The sequence below is a fragment of the Mycobacterium paraffinicum genome (assembly GCF_025822865.1).
Lineage (GTDB): Bacteria > Actinomycetota > Actinomycetes > Mycobacteriales > Mycobacteriaceae > Mycobacterium > Mycobacterium paraffinicum.
Genome location: NZ_JACKUR010000023.1, coordinates 64,435 through 84,339, shown reverse-complemented (window position 1 = coordinate 84,339; position 19,905 = coordinate 64,435). Strand labels below are relative to the sequence as shown.

Annotated in this window: 23 protein-coding genes; 8 read left to right on the top strand and 15 right to left on the bottom strand. The window is 67.4% G+C overall.

The window, feature by feature from the left end; genetic code table 11:
- Window positions 1–16: 16 nt before the first annotated feature.
- Both H7J89_RS12600 and H7J89_RS12595 read right to left on the bottom strand, forming a co-directional pair.
- On the bottom strand, window positions 17–652 hold the full coding sequence (locus H7J89_RS12600; protein WP_264044002.1) for a TetR/AcrR family transcriptional regulator: 636 nt from the start codon (window positions 650–652) through the stop codon (window positions 17–19).
- A 2-nt stretch (window positions 653–654) separates the two neighbouring features.
- A complete protein-coding gene (locus H7J89_RS12595) occupies window positions 655–1,638 on the bottom strand; it encodes a pirin family protein (protein ID WP_264044001.1) in 984 nt (327 codons plus the stop codon).
- A 190-nt stretch (window positions 1,639–1,828) separates the two neighbouring features.
- Here H7J89_RS12595 and H7J89_RS12590 point away from each other — a divergent pair, with 190 nt between their 5' ends.
- Window positions 1,829–3,229, top strand: coding sequence for a chloride channel protein (locus tag H7J89_RS12590; RefSeq protein ID WP_264044261.1), 1,401 nt, complete (start codon window positions 1,829–1,831; stop codon window positions 3,227–3,229).
- On the opposite strand, the gene H7J89_RS12585 is transcribed toward H7J89_RS12590, so the two are convergent.
- Together H7J89_RS12585 and H7J89_RS12580 are read right to left on the bottom strand one after the other, a co-directional pair.
- Window positions 3,226–3,771 carry a Dps family protein gene (locus H7J89_RS12585; RefSeq protein ID WP_264043999.1) on the bottom strand — a complete coding sequence of 182 codons (546 nt, stop codon included), beginning with the start codon at window positions 3,769–3,771 and terminating at the stop codon, window positions 3,226–3,228. The genes H7J89_RS12590 and H7J89_RS12585 overlap by 4 nt on opposite strands.
- A 94-nt stretch (window positions 3,772–3,865) precedes the next feature.
- Complete coding sequence (locus H7J89_RS12580) at window positions 3,866–4,756, bottom strand: DNA-3-methyladenine glycosylase family protein (protein WP_264044260.1); 891 nt, start codon at window positions 4,754–4,756, stop codon at window positions 3,866–3,868.
- 72 nt (window positions 4,757–4,828) lie between these two features.
- On the opposite strand from H7J89_RS12580, the gene H7J89_RS12575 reads away from it, so the two are divergent.
- Window positions 4,829–5,227, top strand: coding sequence for a nuclear transport factor 2 family protein (locus H7J89_RS12575; RefSeq protein ID WP_264043997.1), 399 nt, complete (start codon window positions 4,829–4,831; stop codon window positions 5,225–5,227).
- On the opposite strand, the gene H7J89_RS12570 is transcribed toward H7J89_RS12575, so the two are convergent.
- Genes H7J89_RS12570 through H7J89_RS12555 form a run of 4 tightly spaced genes read right to left on the bottom strand, consistent with a single transcriptional unit; the run spans window position 5,224 to window position 8,028 of the window.
- Window positions 5,224–5,604: a DUF427 domain-containing protein gene (locus tag H7J89_RS12570; RefSeq protein ID WP_264043995.1), complete on the bottom strand. Its 381-nt coding sequence runs from the start codon at window positions 5,602–5,604 to the stop codon at window positions 5,224–5,226. The genes H7J89_RS12575 and H7J89_RS12570 overlap by 4 nt on opposite strands.
- A 59-nt stretch (window positions 5,605–5,663) precedes the next feature.
- Window positions 5,664–6,446: a class I SAM-dependent methyltransferase gene (locus H7J89_RS12565; protein WP_264044259.1), complete on the bottom strand. Its 783-nt coding sequence runs from the start codon at window positions 6,444–6,446 to the stop codon at window positions 5,664–5,666.
- 53 nt (window positions 6,447–6,499) lie between these two features.
- Window positions 6,500–7,525 carry an NAD-dependent epimerase/dehydratase family protein gene (locus H7J89_RS12560; RefSeq protein WP_264043993.1) on the bottom strand — a complete coding sequence of 342 codons (1,026 nt, stop codon included), beginning with the start codon at window positions 7,523–7,525 and terminating at the stop codon, window positions 6,500–6,502.
- Window positions 7,522–8,028 (bottom strand): nuclear transport factor 2 family protein, encoded by a 507-nt coding sequence (locus tag H7J89_RS12555; RefSeq protein ID WP_264043991.1) that lies wholly within the window; start codon window positions 8,026–8,028, stop codon window positions 7,522–7,524. Before H7J89_RS12555 ends, H7J89_RS12560 begins: the two co-directional genes overlap by 4 nt.
- A 72-nt stretch (window positions 8,029–8,100) precedes the next feature.
- On the opposite strand from H7J89_RS12555, the gene msrA reads away from it, so the two are divergent.
- Window positions 8,101–8,613, top strand: coding sequence for a peptide-methionine (S)-S-oxide reductase MsrA (msrA, locus tag H7J89_RS12550; protein WP_264043990.1), 513 nt, complete (start codon window positions 8,101–8,103; stop codon window positions 8,611–8,613).
- An 11-nt stretch (window positions 8,614–8,624) separates the two neighbouring features.
- Here the strand turns inward: msrA and H7J89_RS12545 are convergent, their stop codons facing one another.
- Window positions 8,625–9,950 (bottom strand): cytochrome P450, encoded by a 1,326-nt coding sequence (locus tag H7J89_RS12545; protein ID WP_264043987.1) that lies wholly within the window; start codon window positions 9,948–9,950, stop codon window positions 8,625–8,627.
- A gap of 130 nt (window positions 9,951–10,080) precedes the next feature.
- Between H7J89_RS12545 and H7J89_RS12540 the strand changes: the two genes are divergently transcribed.
- The 3 genes from H7J89_RS12540 (at window position 10,081) to H7J89_RS12530 (ending at window position 12,049) form a co-directional block, all read left to right on the top strand.
- Complete coding sequence (locus tag H7J89_RS12540; protein WP_264043985.1) at window positions 10,081–10,692, top strand: TetR/AcrR family transcriptional regulator; 612 nt, start codon at window positions 10,081–10,083, stop codon at window positions 10,690–10,692.
- A 96-nt stretch (window positions 10,693–10,788) separates the two neighbouring features.
- On the top strand, window positions 10,789–11,001 hold the full coding sequence (locus tag H7J89_RS12535; protein WP_264043982.1) for a TOBE domain-containing protein: 213 nt from the start codon (window positions 10,789–10,791) through the stop codon (window positions 10,999–11,001).
- Between the two features lie 4 nt (window positions 11,002–11,005).
- Complete coding sequence (locus H7J89_RS12530; RefSeq protein WP_264043980.1) at window positions 11,006–12,049, top strand: zinc-binding dehydrogenase; 1,044 nt, start codon at window positions 11,006–11,008, stop codon at window positions 12,047–12,049.
- Window positions 12,050–12,112: 63 nt separating this feature from the next.
- Here the strand turns inward: H7J89_RS12530 and H7J89_RS12525 are convergent, their stop codons facing one another.
- Both H7J89_RS12525 and H7J89_RS12520 read right to left on the bottom strand, forming a co-directional pair.
- Window positions 12,113–13,003, bottom strand: coding sequence for an alpha/beta fold hydrolase (locus H7J89_RS12525; protein WP_264043979.1), 891 nt, complete (start codon window positions 13,001–13,003; stop codon window positions 12,113–12,115).
- A gap of 29 nt (window positions 13,004–13,032) precedes the next feature.
- Window positions 13,033–14,268 (bottom strand): sulfotransferase family protein, encoded by a 1,236-nt coding sequence (locus H7J89_RS12520; protein WP_264043977.1) that lies wholly within the window; start codon window positions 14,266–14,268, stop codon window positions 13,033–13,035.
- A gap of 28 nt (window positions 14,269–14,296) precedes the next feature.
- On the opposite strand from H7J89_RS12520, the gene H7J89_RS12515 reads away from it, so the two are divergent.
- Window positions 14,297–14,872, top strand: a complete 576-nt coding sequence (locus H7J89_RS12515; RefSeq protein ID WP_264043975.1) for a TetR/AcrR family transcriptional regulator — start codon at window positions 14,297–14,299, stop codon at window positions 14,870–14,872.
- Complete coding sequence (locus H7J89_RS12510) at window positions 14,869–15,981, top strand: DUF1214 domain-containing protein (protein ID WP_264043972.1); 1,113 nt, start codon at window positions 14,869–14,871, stop codon at window positions 15,979–15,981. Before H7J89_RS12515 ends, H7J89_RS12510 begins: the two co-directional genes overlap by 4 nt.
- Here the strand turns inward: H7J89_RS12510 and H7J89_RS12505 are convergent.
- From H7J89_RS12505 to H7J89_RS12490, 4 genes are read right to left on the bottom strand one after another with little or no spacing between them, the layout of a single operon-like run.
- Window positions 15,978–17,033 carry an LLM class flavin-dependent oxidoreductase gene (locus tag H7J89_RS12505; RefSeq protein ID WP_264043971.1) on the bottom strand — a complete coding sequence of 352 codons (1,056 nt, stop codon included), beginning with the start codon at window positions 17,031–17,033 and terminating at the stop codon, window positions 15,978–15,980. The genes H7J89_RS12510 and H7J89_RS12505 overlap by 4 nt on opposite strands.
- Window positions 17,033–17,557, bottom strand: a complete 525-nt coding sequence (locus H7J89_RS12500; protein ID WP_264043969.1) for an SRPBCC family protein — start codon at window positions 17,555–17,557, stop codon at window positions 17,033–17,035. The genes H7J89_RS12505 and H7J89_RS12500 overlap by 1 nt, the downstream gene beginning before the upstream one ends.
- A 52-nt stretch (window positions 17,558–17,609) precedes the next feature.
- Window positions 17,610–18,716: a fatty acid desaturase family protein gene (locus H7J89_RS12495; RefSeq protein WP_264043967.1), complete on the bottom strand. Its 1,107-nt coding sequence runs from the start codon at window positions 18,714–18,716 to the stop codon at window positions 17,610–17,612.
- 26 nt (window positions 18,717–18,742) lie between these two features.
- A complete protein-coding gene (locus H7J89_RS12490; RefSeq protein ID WP_264043965.1) occupies window positions 18,743–19,846 on the bottom strand; it encodes a ferredoxin reductase in 1,104 nt (367 codons plus the stop codon).
- Between the last annotated feature and the right edge of the window lie 59 nt (window positions 19,847–19,905).

Genomic DNA, 19,905 nt, shown 5'->3' with positions numbered 1-19,905 from the left:
CTGCCCGCGCAATGGGCTAGGCCTCCGGCCGCCAGAGCGCGCCTTCCATCAGCTGCCGCAGCATTCCGGTCACGGCCAGCATTTGCTGGGGGCTTTCCACCCAGCCCGCGTACAGGCCGACACCGCACATGATGACGACCAGCGACTCGATCAGCGCCGAGGCGTCGATGTCGGCGGCGACCTCGCCGCGCTCGATCGCGTCCTTGACGACTCGATCCAGAAATTCCCGGACGGCCCGGACTGACTCGTTTTCGGTCTTGTTCCATTCCGGGTGCCGCTGCGACTCGAGCACCCCGGAAATTATCAGCGCCGATCCGGCGGGATTCTCCGAATTCGCTTGCACCGCGGAGGTAATGAATGCCGTCAGCTGCGCCGCCAGAGTGGTCTCGCGGCGGGCCACTTTGATGCCGGTTCCGATGATGGCTTCGTTGGTTTGCTCCAATACCTCGCGATACAAGACGCGCTTGCTGGAGAAGTAATGGTTGATGGCCGGACGGGTGAGATCAGCGCGGGCCGCGATCGCCTGGAACGTGGCGCCGTCGTAACCGCGTTCGCTGAACACCAGGCGGGCGGCCCGCATGATTCGCTGGCGCGTCTCATCCGCCTTTGCGGCAGGGGGGCGTCCAGGCCTGCGACCCACCCCTGAAGACATCGTTAAAGTGTGCCACCGCCGCGGTGCGGCATTAGCGAATTTGGCGGAATGCTGCCGAACTTCCCGGCCTGGTAGTCCTGCACCGCCTCGACCAATTCCGCGCGCGAGTTCATTACGAAAGGCCCGTAGTGGAATACCGGCTCGCGAATGGGTCGGCCGCCCAGAATCAGCACATCCATTGCGGTCGTGCGCGACGATTCCTGCGCCGGATCGGCACCCACCGTGATCCGATCTCCGGGGCCCAGCACCGCCAATTGACCCTCGCGAATCGGGTGAGCTACCGGACCGACATATCCGCCGCCGGACAACACGTACACGAGCGCATTGAAATCGCGCCGCCATGGCAAGTTGAGTCGGGCGCCGGTTTCGATGGTGGCGTGGGCGAGCGTGATCGGCGTGTGAGTGATCCCGGGGCCGCGGTGACCGTCGACTTCGCCCGCGATGATGCGGACCAGCGCCCCGCCGTCCTCGGACGAGATCAACTGCACGTCGCCACCCCCGATGGCCTGATACCGAGGCGGCGCGAACTTGTCTCTCCTCGGCAGATTCACCCACAACTGGATGCCATGAAAGAGGCCGCCACTGTCGACCAGTTCCGCGGGCGGCGTCTCGATGTGCAGGATGCCCGAACCGGCGGTCATCCACTGCGTCGCGCCGTCGGTGATCAGGCCGCCACCGCCGTGGGAGTCCTGGTGGGCGAACTTGCCGTCGATCATGTAGGTGACCGTTTCGAACCCGCGGTGTGGGTGCCAGTCCGTGCCCCTCGGCTCGCCGGGCTCGTACTCCACCGCGCCCATCTCGTCCATGTGCACGAAGGGGTCCAGGGCGGCGGCGCTCACCCCGGCGAAGGCGCGGACGACGGGAAAGCCCTCGCCCTCGTAGCCGCGCGGCCCGGTGGTGATCGACCGGACCGGGCGCTCGGTGTCGGCGGGTGCGGCGACACCGACGCGGGGCAACGTCAACGTGTTGGCGGTGATAGCGGGCATGTGACCTCCGTAATGGGACTACTCCGGAATAACCGGACCGCGGTCCAGTTATTCCCCCGGTGCGCCGCCGCCGCGCTGCATAGGATGACCGGATGCTTGGGGGACCGGAGCCACGACCGCGCATAAAGGCCGCGCCGTGACCGAACAGACGGCCGACGAGCCCCGGCCCGCGGTTGCCCCGCCGGGCTCGGTGTCCGGCGCCGGCGGGCGGTTCGGGGCATCGATCAGGAAGTCCGGCTACCTGCAGAAGTGGTTGCTGCTGGGCGTCACGATCGGCATCGTCGCCGGTCTGGGAGCCGTCGTCTTCTACCTGGCGCTCAGGTACACCGGCGAGTTCCTGCTCGGTTATCTCGGGGGCTACCACATCCCGACGCCGGTGGGAGAGGGCGGCGGCGGTCGCGGCGATCCCGGTTTTCGCCGCGCGTGGGCGATCCCGTTGGTAACGACGGGAGGCGCGCTGATCTCGGCCTTCATCGTCGCCAAGCTCGCCCCGGAGGCCACCGGCCATGGGACCGACCAGGCCATCGAGGCCGTGCACGGGGACCCACGCGCCATCCGTTTCCGGGCGGTGCTGGTGAAGATGGTCGCCAGCGCGCTGACGATCGGGTCGGGCGGCTCGGCCGGGCGGGAGGGTCCGACGGCGCAGATTTCGGCCGGCTTCTGCTCGTTGCTCGCGCGACGGCTCGACCTGCCCGATGAGGACGGCCGGACCGCCGTGGCGCTGGGCATCGGCGCCGGAATCGGGGCGATCTTCGCCGCGCCGCTCGGCGGTGCGGTGCTCGCCGCATCGATCACCTACCGCGACGATTTCGACTACCGCTGCCTGCTGCCCGGGTTCATCACCTCTGGCACGGCCTATGCGGTGCTCGGTGCGTTCCTGGGTTTCGACCCGTTGTTCGGCTACATCGACGCCGAGTACCGCTTCGAGAAGGCGTGGCCGCTGCTGTGGTTCGTGGTCATCGGACTGGTCGCTTTCGCGGTCGGCTACCTGTACGCCCGCACCTTCCACGCCGCGGTGCGGCTCACCCGCCGGCTCCCGGGCGGCCCGGTGCTCAAGCCGGCGGTCGGCGGCCTCCTCGTCGGATTGCTGGGACTGCTGATCCCCCAGATCCTCAGCAGCGGCTACGGCTGGGCGCAGCTGGCGGCCGACCGTGGGACGCTGCTGGGCATCCCGTTGTGGATCGTCGTCGTGCTACCGATCGCCAAGATCGTCGCCACGTCGCTGTCGATCGGCACCGGCGGCTCCGGCGGACTTTTCGGGCCGGGAATCGTGATCGGCGCCTTCGTCGGGGCGGCGGTGTGGCGGCTGGGCGAGCTGTCCGGGCTGCCCGGGGTGCCGCACGAACCCGGGATCTTCGTCGTGGTCGGCATGATGACGTGCTTCGGCAGCGTCGCGCGGGCGCCGCTCGCGATCATGATCATGGTCGCCGAGATGACCGGTTCGTTCTCGGTCGTGCCCGGAGCGATCCTCTCGGTCGGCATCGCGGCACTGCTGATGTCGCGCACCAACGTCACGATCTACGAGTCGCAGCGCCTGAACCGCGAGACCGCCGCGGCCGAGCGCGAACGTCGGGCCGAGAACGACCGCTAGGAACTGCGCGCGCTGCTGGCGGCGTCCTTCTCGGTGGTCGTGCCCTCGTGGGTCAACTGGCCGCCCGCACTCTCCAGGTGCGCCCGGACGAACCACTGGAACTTCTCCAGGTTCCCGGCCTGATCGATCAACAGATCCTGGGTGACCGGGTCGAGTTCCTCGGTCTCCTCGATGTACTTGCGGGTGTCCTCGATGACGCCGGTGTAGACGAGATCTAGCGCGGCCAGGTGAGCCTGAACGGTATCGCGGCCGACGGAGTAGTCGTCCCAGGTGCGGTCTTTGATGATGGCTCCCGGCGTACCCTGCGGTGATCCGCCCAGGGCCGCAATGCGTTCGGCAACGTCGTCGGCGAAACCGCGGACCGCCTCGACCTGCGGGTCGATCATCTCATGCACGCCAATAAAGTTGGGCCCCACCACATTCCAGTGGACATGCTTGAGCGTCAGGTGAAGATCGTTGTAAGTGCTCAGTTGCTTTTGCAGCAGTTCGGTCAGTCGCGCTCCCTGTTTGTCGGTGAGCCCCGGGATGGTGAACTGTGTCATCGATTTCCTCCGTTTCGCACACGGTCACGTCTTTGACGTTGGTTACCCCGTGACCGTTGCCGAAAACGCGGCGCCAACGAGGCCATGACCACGTTTAGAGATCGCTGATGTGCTGCACCGGTAGCCGGGCGCCGCGCCGCGGTTCGTATGCCAGCCCGCTGGCCTCGAGCAACCGGACCACTCGGTGGCGGTGTGGTCGCATCGGCTCGAGCAGCTCGAGCATCCCCGCGTCGTCGACCGGGCGGCCGGCCAGCGTCCAGCCGATCATCTTCGGGATGTGGTAGTCGCCGACCGAGAGCGCGTCGGGGTCACCGAACGCTCGTTGCGCGGTCTCGGCGGCGGTCCACTCCCCCACACCCGGCAACGACATCATCGCCTCGCGCGCCTGCGCGGGCGGGCGGGCGGCCAGCCGCTCCAGTGAGGCGGCCCGTCGGGCACATGACACCACGGTCTGCGCACGTCCCGGGTCGACGTTGGCTCGATGGAACTCCCACGACGGGATGTGCCGCCACTCGTCGGCCGACGGAGGCACCCGCATTCGCGCCGGCGCCGGCCCCGGCGCCGGCGACCCGTACTTCGACACCAGCAGGCGCCACGACCGAAACGCATCGGCGCCGGGCACCCGCTGCTCGATGATCGCCGGAATCAGCGCCTCCAGCACCAGCCCCGTACGGCCGAGCCGCAAGTGCGGTACCCGCCGCTGCGCCGCGGCAACGATCGGGTCCGTGGGCACGAATTCGGAAGCGTCGTCCTCGTGGCCGAGCAGCTCGGGTAGCCGTTCGACGAACTCCGGTGCGCCGCTACCCCAAGCCACACAGTGCGCGGCGTTGGCGGCCACCCGGCTGATCCGCGCTGCGACGGGTCCGGTCGGCAGCAGGCTGGTCCGCCAGATAGTGCCGTCACCGGGAGCCTGAAAACACGGATCCCCGCGACCTCGGCGAAGCGGCGCCAACGTGTGCCCGAAGCTGACCGCCCCGGGGAACATGACAGTGCGCGCGCGTTCCACCAACCAACTCTCCGATTGACCGTTAACGATGTGCCAAGTCAATATTGCGATGTGATGACGCCGTTCGATGACCCGCAGGGCGAACTGGCTTGGATGTTCCTGCAAAGTACGAGCGACGGGGGCGACCTCGACGAGGGCTTTTCACTGCTCAGCGACGACTTCACCTACTGGTCGCTCGTCACGCGGGCTTCGTGCGGCAAGGAAGCATTCCGGCAAGCCGTCGAGCGGCGCAAACGGGACCTCGAGCTGACCATCGACCTGGTGCGGTGTGTGAACGAGGGCGAGACCGTCGTCGTCGAGGCGCACGCCAGCGGCACCACCACCGGCGGCGTCGAATACGACAGCCCATTCGTCTGCATCTTCGACACCCGCGATGGCTTGATCGTCTCGATGCGGCTGTACAGCGACACCCGGGCCCACGAGGCCGCGCTGCCCGGGTGGATTTTCTAGGACGCCGAAACGCTGATTTCGGCCTTGTTCGGGTAGAACGCGACATGCCCGGCGATCGCCGCGACCGCCGGATACGGCTGCTCGTACGTCCAGATCACGTCCTCCACGGTGTCACCCGCCGAGGTGCTCACGCTGTAATAGCTGGCCTCACCCTTGAAGGGACAATACGTGCTGGTGTCCGTGCGGGTCAGCCGGTCCTGCGACACGTCGCTCATCGGAATGTATTGCACCGCAGGCAAAGTGGCTTCACGCAATTCGAGTGCGGCCGTCGTGTCGGCGACCACCTCGCCGTTGACGCGGACCTGTACCCGCCCTTTCGTCGGCTCGATGGTGATCGGGTGGCCGGCACTGGGTTCTTTGATTTCGGGATGGCTCATGGTCTCCTCCTAGACGCCGATAAAGGCTTCAACACACCCCCGTGCCCGACCCTTCCCGATCAGGGCGGCCCGAATGCGTAGCGGTGATATTGGGACATATTGGCCACGGCGGGAAGCAGCGACATGGCCCGGCCCATCACGTGGTAGACGCGCGGAAGTCGCTCGAAGGTCTCTGATTCATACCACCTCACCCAGGAAATCAGTCGAGTGCCGTGCACCGCCCGGAGGATCTCGTCCGGCCCGTCGATGCCCCAGCTCAACTTCGATCCGGACCGGCGCACCACCGCGTTCATCCATTGCGACTTGATACCCGTCCGGTTGAACGCGTCGAATTGCAGCTCGCCGTGTTCGAAGCGATCAACGACCCGTCGCAGCAGCGCTATGCCGTCCTGTTCGCGCAGATACATGGTCAGCCCTTCGCCGAGCATCAGCGCGGGCCGGTCGTCGGGTATCTCCGCCAGCCAGGCCGGATCGGTTACCGACGCAGCGACGACGTGGCAGTGCGGGGCAGCGGGGTAGAGCCGGGTGCGCAGTTCGGCGACGTCGGGGTAGTCGACGTCGTACCACTCCACCTGCGGACTCGGCTGGAGCCTGAAATATCGGCCGTCCAGTCCGCCACCCAAATGCAGGACAACGGCGCTCGGATGCGCGTCGAGAAATTGGCGAGCCCAGATGTCGAAGTGCGCGGCGCGAGTCGTCACCGACGATGAATTGCGGGCGGTGATGGTGGTCTTCGTCCAGTCGTAGTCGATCCGCTCGACGACTTCCCTGGCATAACGGTCGCCCAGAATCGGGTTCGGCAGGTCAGCGTCGATCGCCTTTGCATACAGCGTCGCCAGCATCGTCTGTGGCGGCCCCTCGAGATCGACGCGTATCCGGTCCACGGGCCGGGCGCCTATTCGGGCTGCGCGGCCGGGCTGGTCTTTCGCGGAGTGCGCATGGCGGCCCAGAAGCGGGCAGCCTCGCGGATCGACTCCTCGACCGGGCGCGGCTGCCAACCCAATTCGCGCTTGGCCTTGCCACTGTCCACGTTGGCCTCGGCGCGCATCATGCGCACGGACGCCAGGCTGAGTTCGGAGTCCTTGCCGGTGAGCCGGGCCTTCAGGCTGCCCAGCGCGGAAAGCGCGTAGAGCATCGGGACCGAAATCGAGCGTTGGGGCGCCGGCACCCCGGCCTCGTCGGCCGCGATGCGTACGACGTCGTTCAACGCGATCATCCGCTCGGAGACCAGGTATCGCTCGCCGATGCGGCCGCGCTCTGCGGCCAGGATCATGGCCCGTGCGGCATCGTCGACGCCGACGACTTCCAGCTGGATGCCGTTCATTCCGAAGGGCAGCTTGCCGAAGACGGCGCCGGCGATGAAGGCACCGTGTGGCGTGCCGCCCCAGTCACCGCCGCCGTAGGTCGTCGACACGCACATCGCGATGGCGGGCAACCCCGCCTCGGCGACGTACCGCATCACCAGGTCTTCGGCCTGCACCCGGGACTGGACGTAGGGGGTCTGCCCCCGCGGGCTGATCAGGTCGTCTTCGGTCGCCACGTGCCCGTGCCGTCGGCCCACCGTCGCGTACGTGCTCGTGAAGATGAACCTGCGCAGGTCGGGTTGGCTTACGGCGACGTCGAGAACGTTGCGCAGGCCTTCGACGTTGGTGCGAAACAGCGGCGCGGGGTCACGCAACCATGCGCGGGTGTCGACCACGCAGTAGTAGACGTCGTCCACACCGTCCATCGCTTCGCGCAACGTGGCGTCATCGAAAACGTCGCCGTGAAAACGGGTGATCTCGAGATCATCGATGGAGCGGGTGTTGGCATTCGGGCGCACCATCGCCCGGACCTGGAAGCCGTCGGCGACGAGTTGGCGGGTGACGTGCGAACCCAGAAAGCCGTTGGCGCCGATGACCAATTTGGGTTTGGTGCTCACTGAGATCCTCCGAATTGCTGCATCCACCTCTCGGCGTCTTCGTCGAGCGTGCCCAGCGCCTGGGCCTTGCGACACCACTTCATCCCGGCCTTGAGGAAACGCAGCGGGTTGTAGATGTCTTCTTCACGGCTCCACCGGCCGTCACCGGCGTACGTGATGATCGTGATGTTGGTAGCGCTGATGACGCTGCCGTCGCCAGGGTCGCGCATCGGGTTGTCCAGTTCGAGGATGACCCGCCCGGTGGACTCGTCGATCACCGACCACAGCGTGGGGAACGCCACCATGTGGCTGCCGGGAAAGGTCGTCATCGTTTGCTTGATCCACTCGCGCACCTCGTCGCGGCCGCGCATCATGCCCGCCGCATGTTCGACGTACTCGACGTCGGGCGTGTACTGCTCGACCCAGGCGTCCCAGTCGCGCGTCTCGGCGGCCCGGGCCACCGTCTCCTCGAACCTCTCGAATGCTGCGGCCAGTTCGGTGCGGGAGAACGAACGGGGAGTCACTTTGCGGCACCGTTGCAGCTCATCGGCGGAGTGTAGCCTGGGCGGCATCGTGGCCCGTTAGGAGGACGAGCAATGGCAACCCAAAAGGCGATCCTGGCCGGCGGCTGTTTCTGGGGGATGCAAGAACTCATCCGCAAGCAGCCGGGTGTGGTTTCGACGCGGGTCGGTTACACCGGCGGCGACGTCCCGCATGCGACCTACCGCAATCACGGCACGCACGCCGAGGCCATCGAGATCGTCTACGACCCGGCCGTCACCGACTACCGCACCATGCTGGAGTTCTTCTTCCAGATCCACGATCCGACAACGAAAGACCGTCAGGGCAACGACCGTGGGCCCAGTTACCGGTCGGCCATCTTCTACCTCGATGAAGAGCAGAAGCGAATCGCGCTGGACACCATCGCCGATGTCGAGGCGTCCGGATTGTGGCCCGGCAAGGTGGTGACCGAGGTCAGCCCCGCCGGAGACTTCTGGGAAGCCGAGCCCGAGCACCAGGACTACCTGCAGCACTACCCGAACGGGTACACCTGTCACTACATCCGCCCGGGCTGGAAACTGCCGCGGCGGGCCACCGCGGACCAGTAGGCAGCTCCGGCTCAGCGCCGGTGCACCACGACCTGGCCGCCATCCTTCGGTGTGTAGGCAACGCCCCGGCCGTGCCACCGCTCCCCCGGCGCCGTCGTGGCCTCAAGAGTGAAGTGGCGCAACACCGTTCGCAGCACGACGTCCATCTCCATGTTGGCGAACGCCGCCCCAACGCAGCGACGGGTGCCGCCGCCGAACGGGATCCACGCGAAGGCCGACGGCTTGGTCCCGACGTACCGTTGCGGGTCGAAGCGCTCCGGATTCGGGAACACGTCGGGATTTTCGTGAATCTGCGCGATGCTCACCAGGATTGATTCGCCGCGGGGAATGACCCACTCCCCGAGCTGATAACGCTGCGGGTAGACGCGGCGGGCCGCGAAATCGATGACCGTCCGCGCCCGCTGGACTTCCAGGATGGTCGCCTGTCGCAGCTCCTGCCCGCCATTGTCGGCCTCCTCGACCAGGGCGGCCAACACATCCGGATGCCGCGTCAGCCGTTCGAACGCCCAGCCCAGCGTGGAGGCGGTCGTTTCGTGGCCTGCGGCCAGCAGCGTGAGCAGCTCGTCGCCAATGTCCTTGCGCGACATCGCCGAACCATCTTCGTAGGTGCTGCGCAGCATCAGTGCGAGAACGTCGGAGCGCTCGTCGAAGTGGGGATCGGCCCGCTCGATTTCGATAAGCCTGTCGATGATGGTGTCGTACTGGCGGCGCCACTCGTCGAGCCGCCCCCAGGGAGTGAAGCGCCCGTAATTGCGCTGCGGTTTCGGCATTGTCGCCATCCGTGAGCCCAGCGTGACCCACGGCGGGATGAGCCGGCGCAGCTCGTCGAGTTCGGCGCCTTCGGCCCCGAAGACGGCGCGCAGTATGGCGTTGAGCGTGATGCGCATCATCGACGGCAGCGTCGCGAAGCCCTCACCCTCCGGCCAGCCGGCGGTCTCGCGCAGGGTCTCTTCTTCGATGATGGCCTCGTACTTCTTCATGCTCTTGCCGTGGAACGGCGGCGCCAGCAACCGCCGCCGCCGGCGGTGGTCCTCCCCGTCGAGCGCGAAGACGGAGCCGGAGCCGAACAGCCGGCTCAGGTTGGGCTGGATGTTGCCGAGCTCGTCGGGGCTGGTGGTGAAGATCTGCTTGGCCAGCTGCGGGTCGGCGACCACCACGACCCGGCCGTAGATGGGCAGGTTCAGGGTGAAGACCTCGCCGTGCCGACGAGCCAGCCGCTGAATCATCCCCCGCCGCGATACGGCAAAACCCAGTCCCTGCAACAGCTTTGGTAGCCGGGTTGCGGGAGGCAACCGGAGGGCGGTGCTGGCCGGCGAGGCGGTGACTACTTCACTCATGGCGGACTGCTCCCCATATCTGCCCCGAGCATCGGGGTGGTACCGCGGTGTACCAATTCTCTCGAACATACGGTACTCTGTGGTACCAGACCTGACAAGGGTGCCGTACCGATCGAAAGGGGTGCCGGCGGTGACATCGGCGGCGACAGCAACGGCTGACGAAGCGGCTCTCGGCGACCCGTTCCGGCTCCGGTTGCTCGACGGCCTCGCCACCTCGATCGCCGAGCGCGGCTACCGCGCCAGCACCGTCGCCGACGTCGTTCGTCACGCCCGGACATCCAAGCGCACCTTCTACGACCAGTTCGCGAGCAAGGAAGAGTGCTTCCTGGAGCTGCTCGGGTCCGACAACGAAAAGCTCGGCGCGTGCATCGCGGCAGCCGTCGACCCCGAGGCCGATTGGCATCGGCAGATTCGTCAGGCCGTCGAGGCATACGTCGGCTACATCGAATCCCGGCCGGCCATCACGCTGAGCTGGATCCGGGAGCTTCCGTCGCTCGGTGCCGCCGCCCGCCCGGTGCAGCGCCGCGGGCTACAGCTGCTGTCCAGCCTGCTGATCGACCTCAGCGCCAGCCCCGGGTTCCAACGGGCCGAGCTGCCCCCGCTGACCGCGGCGCTGGCGGTCATCTTGCTGGGCGGTTTGCGCGAACTCACCGCCCTTGCCGTCGAGGACGGGAAGCCGGTGCGGGAAATCGTCGAGCCGGCCGTCGACGCCTCCATAGCCCTGCTCGGCCCGCGACACTGACCTGAATCGCCCGCCTCCACCGCAGGCCGTTCCGGCCCGCATCGTCACCGGGCTAGGGTCAACCGCAGACGCCTAACCCAGACGGAGGACCTCGCGATGCGGCTATCAACCCGAAACCAGCTCCAAGGAACCATCACCGAGGTCGATCTCGGGACCGTCATGGCAATCGTGAAGGTGAAGCTCGACGGCGGCGACCAGGTCGTCACCTCCTCCGTCACCAAGGACGCCGCGACCGATCTCGGCCTGAAGGTCGGGCAGCCCGCAACCGTGTTCATCAAGTCCACGGAAGTCACCATCGGCGTCGACTAGCCCCATGGCGACGACGATGCGCGCCGAGCGCTATTACGCGGACACCAAAAGGGTTGCGCTCGAAGATGTTCCAATACCGGAGCCCGGTCCCGGTGAAGTCCTGGTCAAGGTCGCCTTCTGCGGCATCTGCCATTCCGACCTGAGCCTTATCAACGGCACCTTCCCGGCGCAGCGGCCCGTGGTGATCCAGGGCCACGAAGCGTCGGGCACCATCGCGAAGCTGGGCCCCGAGGTGACCGGTTGGGCCGAGGGCGACCGCGTCGTGGTTGCCGCCGGTCGGCCCTGCCAGAAATGCGCGAACTGCCGGCGCGGCGATGTGGTGAATTGCCTACGGATCCAATTGATGGCGTTCGCGTACGACGGAGCGTGGGCCGAGTACACCCTGGCGCAGGCGGCGGGCCTGACCCGGGTACCGGACAACGTTCCGCTGGAGCAGGCCGCGATCCTGGCCGACGCGGTGTCCACGCCGTTCGGCGCGGTCGTCCGGACCGGGAAGGTGGCGGTCGGCGAGTCGGTCGGCGTGTGGGGCGTCGGCGGCCTCGGCACCCACATCGTCCAGCTGGCGCGGTTGGTCGGCGCCGTACCGATCATCGCCGTAGACGTCAACCCCGCGGTTTTGGAGCGTGCGCTGGCCGTGGGCGCGGACCACGCGTTCGACTCCCGCGACGAGGGGCTCAGGGACAAGATCGCCGAGATTACCGGCGGCCGGCTGCTGGATGTGGCCTTCGACGCCGTCGGGCTGAAGGCGACGTTCGAGCAGGGGCTCGATTGCCTCACCCCGGGCGGCCGCCTGGTGGGCGTCGGCATGAGCGCGCAGGCGCCGACCATCGGGCCCACCTCCCTGTTCGGTTTGACCCGCAAGCAGGTCCTCGGCCACCTGGGCTATCAGAACGTCGACATCGAGACCCTCGCGAAGCTGGTTTCGGCTGGGCGCCTTGACCTTTCACGGTCGATCAGCGAGATTGTCGCCCTGGAAGACGTGGCGCACGGCATCGAGATGCTCGAGCATCAACAAGGCAACCCCATCCGTATCCTCGTCCAGCCCTGAGGCAGGGTTCTCGAAGCGACACATAACCAGTTGCGACGACACGCCGAAACGGCGTGCAGCGGTTTATGTTTCGCCGCGCAGAAAGGTCCGCACCCGATCGAGCACCAGCTCCGGGCGCTGGTCGACGATCCAATGGCCGACGCCGTCGACCAGCTCGACCTTGAAATCGCTGATGTGGTCGGCATATCCGTCGGTCAGCTCGGGCGTGATCACCGGGTCTTCGGTGCCGGTCAGCCAGCGGACCGGCACCTCGACGCGGGCATCGGCGTACTCGCCGCGCATCCAGCGCAGCATCTCCCCCGATTGGAAACTGCGATACCACCGCGAACCCGCCTCCGCGTGGCCGGGCTGACGCATGCACTCGGTGTAGAGGCGGAGGTCCTCCTCGGGCAGCGCGTAGCCGCCACCCACCCAAGACCCGAGCACACGGCTCGCCCTCGAGTTGACGTTGCTGATCATTCGCGGCCCGATGACCGGCAACGAGATCGGGATCTGATACCAGAGCCGCCAGATGTTGCGCACCGCCCGCAGGTCGCGCTTCACCCAGGGCGCCACCGTGTTCACGCCGAAGAACCCGGTCACCTTTGCCGGGTGGCGCAGCATCATGATGAAGGCGGCCGGCCCGCCCCAGTCGTGGGCGACGAGCTTGACCGTCTTGACGTTGAGGCGATCCAGGACGGCCGCCAGATCGTCGGCCATCTCGGTCTTGGTGTAACTCGAGCGGGGCGCCGAGCTCCAGCCGGCGCCCCGCAGGTCGGGGCACAGCACGCGATAGCCGTCGCCGGCCAGCGGCCCGATCAGGTTGTGCCATTCCCACCAGTTCTGGGGGAAGCCGTGCACCAGCATCACCGCCGGCCCGTCGGCCGGACCCGCGTCGGCGACGTGGATCGTCACACCGCTTCCGAGATCGACGTACCTGTGTTCGACACCGTCCAGCGCGGGCATAGTGACCATGAAGTGAGAACGTAGCGGGCCGCCGCCGGTTAGGCCAGGAACCGCTCGACGTACGGCGCGAACCGGCGACGCAGGTCGGCCTCCCGCAGGCCGAACATCTCGCAGGACGTCGCGACGTTCCCGAGCCGGCCGCGGCGGTGACCGGCCAGGTAGTCGTCGATTGCCGTTCGAACTTCGTCGGTGAACGGCTCGCCGGCCAGGGCGTACACCCGCTCGGCGACACCGGTTTCGTCGGCCATGAAGTCGTCGAACCGGATGTCGATCGAGCGTTCCGGGCCGATGGTTTCCCGGTCGCGGACCAGGGCGGTGAGCATGTGCTCGAGTCGGTCGATCCACGACGCCGCGATCCGTTCCACGGGCACCGGTGACCGGTGCATGCGTGCGGAGTAGGTGATCATCGCGATCATCGACAGCGCCACCGGCACCGGGTCACGGTGCGTGAAAACGACGATGCCGGCGGGGAAAACGCGATCGAGCACCGGCACCTGCTCGAGATGCTGGGGCGACTTGAGCAACCAGCGCCGTCCGCCCCGCAAGAACTGCATGGCCTTGAGTTGCCGGGCGAGGTACTCGTAGTGCGGCGTCTGGTCGTGAGCCTGGTAGTACTCGCGCCAGCGCGGCACGTCGGCCAGCGTCTCGAAGAGCATGGTCGACAAATCGTTGGCGAGCAGTTGGATCTCTTCGTGGACATGCTCGGTGGTCATCTCGTGCATCAGCGGGAAGTGGGGCATCACGGTGTTGATCAGCCCGACCGCGACGTCCATCCGCGCCCGGCGGGGATCCGGCTCGACCCCGGCCTCGGCCGGCAACGGGAACGGTTCGACGCTTTCCCAGTACGGCATGGTGCGAAAGGTGGGCGGCGCCGCCAGCAGGTTGTGCAGATGGGTGGTGCCGGTGCGCGGCAGGCCGGCGATGACCACCGGCGGTTGCAGCTCGATGTCGTCGATTTCCGGATGCCTGCGCACCAGATCGGTCAACAGCAGCCGGTTCTTGAGCAACTGCAGCAGCTGCCCGAAGAAATTCACCACCCCGGCCTCGTGCAGCCCGTCGATGTCGCGCAGCGCCGCGAGGTAGACCTCGAGCCGTTCGCGATAGTCGTCCGCGCCGAAGTCGTCCAGGCCGGTGTCCGCGGCGGCCCTCGCATGCAACGCCTCGGCATCCAGCGGGCAGTCCGGCGCCAGCGAGGCCATCATGTCGAGCAGCTGTTGGGCCTCGGCGCTGAAGCGGGGCACGGCGAGGTCATCGAGGCGAACGGCGGCGGTCACGGCGACTTATGTTACTCTCAGTTTCGTAATGGTAGTGGATTTTGGCCGGCCCCGTGACCCACGCATCGACGGCGCGGTGCTGAGCGCGACGGTCGAGCTGCTCGCCGAAACCGGCTATGCCGGGCTCTTGGTCTCCGCGATTGCGGAACGCGCCGGCACCAGCAAGCCCGCGATCTACCGGCGCTGGCCGAGCAAGGCGCACCTGGTCCATGAGGCGGTGTTCCCCATCGGTGTCGCGACCGAGCTACCCGATACCGGCTCACTGCCCGAGGACCTGCACGAAATGGTCCGTCGCTCAATGGCTTTCCTGACGACGCCGGCCGCCAGGGCGGCCTTGCCGGGCCTGGTGGGCGAGATGGCCGCGGACCCCACCCTGCACTCGGCGCTGCTGGAGCGATTCGCCGGCGTCATCGGCGGCGGCTTGACCGAGTTGCTGGAGCGGGCCGCGGGCCGCGGCGAGGTCCGGCCTGACGTGACCGCCACCGAACTCACCGACGCCATCGCCGGCATCACCCTGATGGGCTTGCTCACCCGTGTCGGTGACCTTGATGACGCCTGGGTCGATCGCACGACCACGTTGCTCCTGAAGGGAATCCGCGCATGACGCACGAAACGACGGCCGCGTGGCAGGAACTGCTCGCCACCCTGGGCACCCTGGACCGCTCCTTCACCGACGGCGACCGGGCGGTGACCGACGACCGCCACATCGCCGACGGCTACCGCATGCTCGCCAGCACGCTCTGCGTCGGCTTCGACGCCTACCTGTTCCCCGAGCCCGGCCGGCCCCAGTTCGTCGCGGTGAACACGCCGTTCCGCCGCGACCGCCGCTGGGGTGGCGACAACACCGACGCCTACTACTTCATGTGTCCGGTCGACCCGAAGCGCCGCTACCGCATCAGTGGCAATCGCGGTGACAGCGTGTACTTTTCGGTGACCGCCTACAACGAGCCGTCACCGGGCGCGTGGTCCGACCGGGTGGTCGCGATCGTCCGTGACAGCGATCTCGACGTGGCCGCGGACGGCAATTTCGCCTTCGAACTCGGCCCCATCCCCGACGCCGCCGTGCTGATGACCCGCGACTACCAGGCCGACCCGCTGACCGGCCGCCCCGTCACCTGGCGGATCGAGGCGCTCGACGATCCGGAGCCGATCCGGCACGGCGACGGCGAGACCGCCGCGAGCCTGCGGGCGGTCGCGACCTGGTTGCGCACCATGTTCGCCATCGTGCCGCTGGCGGTAGGGACGCGCGCCGACGACGACCATGCCCTGGGGCACGAAACTGCGCACGCGGCAAATCAATTCGCCGATCCCTATCAGGTCCCCGACGCAAACTTCGGCTGGTCGGCGCGTGACGCCTGCTACTCATACGGCAGCTTTGTGCTCGCCGACGACGAAGCGCTGGTGATCACGCACCGGCCGCCCGCCTGCCGGTTCTGGAACCTGGTGGTGTGGAACCAGTTCATGGCCACCTTCGGCGCCTCCGAGGGGCCGGACGCCCGCTGTTCGATCAATGGCCACAGCGCCGCTCTCAACGACGACGGCTCGGTGACGATCGTCTTGTCCCGCGATAGAACCGATCATCCGAATTCGCTGACCACGCTGGGTTATCCGCGCGGCAACCTCGCATTCCGGTGGTTCCTCGCCGACGGGGTGCCGGAGCGGCCGGAGGTGAAGCTGGTGAAGGCGGCGCAGGCGCCGACCACCACCAGCTAGCCCGCCGGCACTTCGATTTCGCGAACCAACTCGACGGCGCGGCCGAGCGTGCGAAGCTTCGCCTCCAGCGTGTCGCCGGCCGGGTAGAGCCGCACGGTGTTCACGCCGGCGGCGCGCCACACCGCAAGCCGCGCGCGGACCATCTCCTCGGTGCCGATCAGTGTGGTGGCCAACACCATTTCGTCGGTGACCAACGCGGCCGCGCCGTCGCGGTCGCCCCGCTGCCAGCGCTCGCGCACCTGGGCGGCGATGCCGGCCCAGCCCTGCCTGCTGTAGGCCTGGTTGTAGTAGTTCGTGCTCGCCGACCCCATCCCGCCCAGGCTGAACGCGAGCTCCTTCTTGCGGCCGGCGACCATGGCGCGCAGTTCCTCCTCGTTTGAAGCGAACGCGACTTCGGCGCCCTGGCAGATGTCGACGTCGGCGCGCGCGCGGCCGGCAGCGGCCAGGCCCTCGTCGAGATGCGAGAAGTAGGCGGCGCCGGCACCCTCCGGGACGAAGCTGGTGCCCAGCCACCCGTCGGCGACCCGGCCCGTCAGCCGCAGCATCGCCGGCGACAGCGCGGCCAGGTAGATCGGAATGGGATGTTCCGGCCGGGTCGACAACCGCATCGGCACCCCTTCGCCGCCGGGCAGAGGGATCTGAAACTGCTTGCCCGAGTACAAGAGTTTGTCTCCGGTGAACACCTTCCGCACGATGTCGACGGTTTCGGAGATGCGGGCCAGGGGCGCGCTGAACGAGACGCCGTGCAAGCCCTCGATCACCTGCGGGCCGGACGCGCCCAGCCCGAGCAGGAAGCGCCCACCAGACAGGTTGGACAATGTGATGGCGGTCTGCGCGACCATGACGGGCGATCGGACGCCGACCTGCAGGATGCCCGAGCCCAGCAGGATGCGTTCGGTCCGCGCCGCGAGGTAGCCCAGGACCGACGGTGCGTCGGAGCCCCAGGCCTCGGCCACCCAGCACACATCGAGGCCCAGCTTCTCCGCCTCGACGACGAAGGTTGCGGTGTCCCGGCCGGCGCTCGACAACTCGACCGTGGTGGCGGTGCGCATCAGCGCACCCCGTGCTCGGCCAGCCTCTTGATCGCCGCGAGCGTCTTGCCGATCGCGGCCTCGAATTCGCGCATCCGCACGAACACGATCTTCTGTTCCTTGTCGGGCATCGATTCGATGGCCACCGACAGCCCCGAACGTCCCGGGCCCATCTGCATCCAGTAGCTCAGCGCCGTGCCGCCATCGCGGGAGTTCAGCCGGAACCGCCACATCGCCGCGGGGTTGTCGGGTTCCCCGACGGCCCAAGCGAATTCGCGCGGCTCGTCACACGCGACGATTTGCGAGGTGGTGGTCCATTGCCCGAACGCGTCGTGCTCGTTGTGTCCGAGGAAGCGGGCGCCCACGCGCGGGCCGTCGGCACCCTCGGCCCACTCCACCGCCTGCAGCTCGTTGCTGAGCGTCGGCATGAGCTTGATGTCGGAGACCAGGCTCCACACCCGGGCCGGATCCGCATCGATCCACGTCGATGCCTCCACCGTCGGTTTGTCCGCATACCGCGCGCCGGTCCACTCCACGCAGCCCATTGTGCCCCCGCACGTGAATGCCCGGGTCACGTGCGGGGGTCGGGGGCGGCTGTCAGGCGGCCGCGGGCACCGGATCGGCCGACCGGTCGGGGCTGGCCTTGCGCAGCACCGAGTCCGGGAAGGTGAGCCGGACGATCTTACGGACGACGGTGCCGAACTGACGCAGCAGCGGGCCGCGGTTGTAGGGGATGCCGTAGCGCTCGCAGATCGCTTGCACCTCGGGCGCGATCTCGGCGTAGCGCCGCGCCGGCATGTCCGGGAACAGGTGGTGCTCGATCTGGTGGGACAGGTTGCCGGACAGCAGATGAAAGAGCCTGCCACCGGTGAGGTTTGCCGAACCGAGGACCTGGCGGAAGTACCACTGGCCGCGCGACTCGTCTTTGGTCTCCTCGACGGTGAATTCCTGGGTGCCGTCCGGGAAATGGCCGCAGAAGATGATCATGTAGGACCAGACGTTGCGCATCAGGTTGGCCGAGAGGTTGCCCGCGAAGACGAACGGCGCGAAGGGACCTGCCAGCAGCGGGAAGGCCACGTAGTCCTTTAGCGTTTGCCGACGCGTTTTCTTCCAGATCGCGCGCAGCACCTCTCGTTTGTCGGCCAGCTCGATTTCGCCGGAGCGGATGCGCTCGGTTTCCAGTTCGTGCAGCGCGACGCCGTACTGGAACAACACCATCAACAAGAAGGCGTAGAGGGGGTTGCCGAGGAAGTACGGCTGCCAGCGCTGGTCTTCGCTCATCCGCAGGATGCCGTAGCCGATGTCGCGGTCCATCCCCACGATGTTGGTGTGGGTGTGGTGCATGTAGTTGTGCGAATGGCGCCACTGATCGGCCGGGCACGCGGTGTCCCATTCGAAGGACCGGCCGGAGATGTTCGGGTCACGCATCCAGTCGTATTGGCCGTGCATGATGTTGTGGCCGATCTCCATGTTGTCCAGGATTTTCGACAACCCCAGCATCGTGGTTCCCAGCAACCAGGCGGGCGGCAGAAACAGCAGCGCGCGGCCGCCGACTTCCAGCGCGCGCTGGGCCTTGATGACGCGGCGGATGTAGTCGGCGTCCTCCGCGCCGAGGCTGGCCATCACGCGTTCCCTGATGGAATCCAGCTCGCGGCCGAATGCGTCGGCCTGTTCGGGGGTCAGGTTGATCTTGTTCTGTGTCATGGCTTTTCCTCCAGGATTGGTTGGGGCTAAAGCGACAGGGCCACATCGCCGACCGGGACGGACACACAGATCTGCACATCCTCGTCGGGGCCGGTCGAGACCGCGCCGGTGATCAGGTTGCGCACCGTGCCGGTGGTCTTGCGCCGCGTGCAGGTGTGGCAGATGCCCATCCGGCAGCCGTTTTCGGGTGACAGGCCGGCCGATTCCGCCTGTTCCAGCAGGGGACGTCCGTCGTCGACGACATCGACTCCGCTGTCGGAGAACGTGACCCGCCCGCCCGAGGGATTGGCGGGCGCTTCGAAGGATGGCGGTACGAAGCTCTCGGTGTAGACGGTGTCGCAGTGGTTTCGGACGGCATCGACCAAAGGCGTTGGCCCGCAGACGAACACCGCATCGGGTGACGGCATCGCGGCGGCCAGATGCGCGGCGCCGAATCGGCCGGCGAGGTCGCCGCCCTCGGCTCGCGTGTAGCCATGCAGCACCCGGACGCCGGGCAGCGTCGCGAGCTCGTCGCGGTAGGACGCCTCGCCCGCGTTCCGGGCGTAATGGATGAACGCGATCTCGCCGGGGTGCCCCTCGGCGACCAGGGTGCGCACCATGGCCATCACCGGGGTGATGCCGCTTCCACCGGAAACGAACAAGATCCGGCGCGGTCTTTGCGGCCCCGGCTCCGGCAACACGAAGTCGCCGCCGACGCCGGCCAAACCGAACACCATGCCCGGGCGGGCGTGTTCGTACAGGTGGTTCGAAACCAGCCCGCCGTCGTGCTGCCCGATCGTCAGCTCGAGGTGGGCGGTCCCCTCGGCGTTGGCCGGGGAATAGCAGCGGGTGTGCTGGCGGCCGTCGATCTCGACGGTGAGGTTGACGTACTGGCCGGCTTTGACGGTATGGGCGGATGTGAAGCTGTCGTTCGGAGCGAGGGTGAGGGTGACGCTGCGCGCGGTGGTGCGGCGCACGTCGATCACCTTGGCGCGGGCCTCCCCCAGCGTCCAGGTCGGCGCCACCAGCTCGGTGTACCGGTCGACGCCGTGCGGGCCGGTGAGCAGGTCGAGAAGGTCTGAACCCAAGACTCGCTTCCGAAAAGTCCGAGCGAGGGATCGACCCGAAGTCTGAGCGGTTTGAGTGAACATATGTACACCGTGGGGCCATACCCCCCGGTCAGTCAAGGGTTTCTGCAGGTCTGTGGTAG

Excerpts from the sequence above, each read along its gene's own strand:
- H7J89_RS12600 (WP_264044002.1), bottom strand. The coding sequence starts at position 652 with ATGTCTTCAGGGGTGGGTCGCAGGCCTGGACGCCCCCCTGCCGCAAAG.
- H7J89_RS12595 (WP_264044001.1), bottom strand. The coding sequence starts at position 1,638 with ATGCCCGCTATCACCGCCAACACGTTGACGTTGCCCCGCGTCGGTGTC.
- H7J89_RS12585 (WP_264043999.1), bottom strand. The coding sequence starts at position 3,771 with ATGACACAGTTCACCATCCCGGGGCTCACCGACAAACAGGGAGCGCGA.
- H7J89_RS12580 (WP_264044260.1), bottom strand. The coding sequence starts at position 4,756 with ATGTTCCCCGGGGCGGTCAGCTTCGGGCACACGTTGGCGCCGCTTCGC.
- H7J89_RS12570 (WP_264043995.1), bottom strand. The coding sequence starts at position 5,604 with ATGAGCCATCCCGAAATCAAAGAACCCAGTGCCGGCCACCCGATCACC.
- H7J89_RS12565 (WP_264044259.1), bottom strand. The coding sequence starts at position 6,446 with ATGCTGGCGACGCTGTATGCAAAGGCGATCGACGCTGACCTGCCGAAC.
- msrA (WP_264043990.1), top strand. The coding sequence starts at position 8,101 with ATGGCAACCCAAAAGGCGATCCTGGCCGGCGGCTGTTTCTGGGGGATG.
- H7J89_RS12545 (WP_264043987.1), bottom strand. The coding sequence starts at position 9,950 with ATGAGTGAAGTAGTCACCGCCTCGCCGGCCAGCACCGCCCTCCGGTTG.
- H7J89_RS12535 (WP_264043982.1), top strand. The coding sequence starts at position 10,789 with ATGCGGCTATCAACCCGAAACCAGCTCCAAGGAACCATCACCGAGGTC.
- H7J89_RS12530 (WP_264043980.1), top strand. The coding sequence starts at position 11,006 with ATGGCGACGACGATGCGCGCCGAGCGCTATTACGCGGACACCAAAAGG.
- H7J89_RS12525 (WP_264043979.1), bottom strand. The coding sequence starts at position 13,003 with ATGGTCACTATGCCCGCGCTGGACGGTGTCGAACACAGGTACGTCGAT.
- H7J89_RS12515 (WP_264043975.1), top strand. The coding sequence starts at position 14,297 with ATGGTAGTGGATTTTGGCCGGCCCCGTGACCCACGCATCGACGGCGCG.
- H7J89_RS12510 (WP_264043972.1), top strand. The coding sequence starts at position 14,869 with ATGACGCACGAAACGACGGCCGCGTGGCAGGAACTGCTCGCCACCCTG.
- H7J89_RS12505 (WP_264043971.1), bottom strand. The coding sequence starts at position 17,033 with ATGCGCACCGCCACCACGGTCGAGTTGTCGAGCGCCGGCCGGGACACC.
- H7J89_RS12500 (WP_264043969.1), bottom strand. The coding sequence starts at position 17,557 with ATGGGCTGCGTGGAGTGGACCGGCGCGCGGTATGCGGACAAACCGACG.
- H7J89_RS12495 (WP_264043967.1), bottom strand. The coding sequence starts at position 18,716 with ATGACACAGAACAAGATCAACCTGACCCCCGAACAGGCCGACGCATTC.
- H7J89_RS12490 (WP_264043965.1), bottom strand. The coding sequence starts at position 19,846 with ATGTTCACTCAAACCGCTCAGACTTCGGGTCGATCCCTCGCTCGGACT.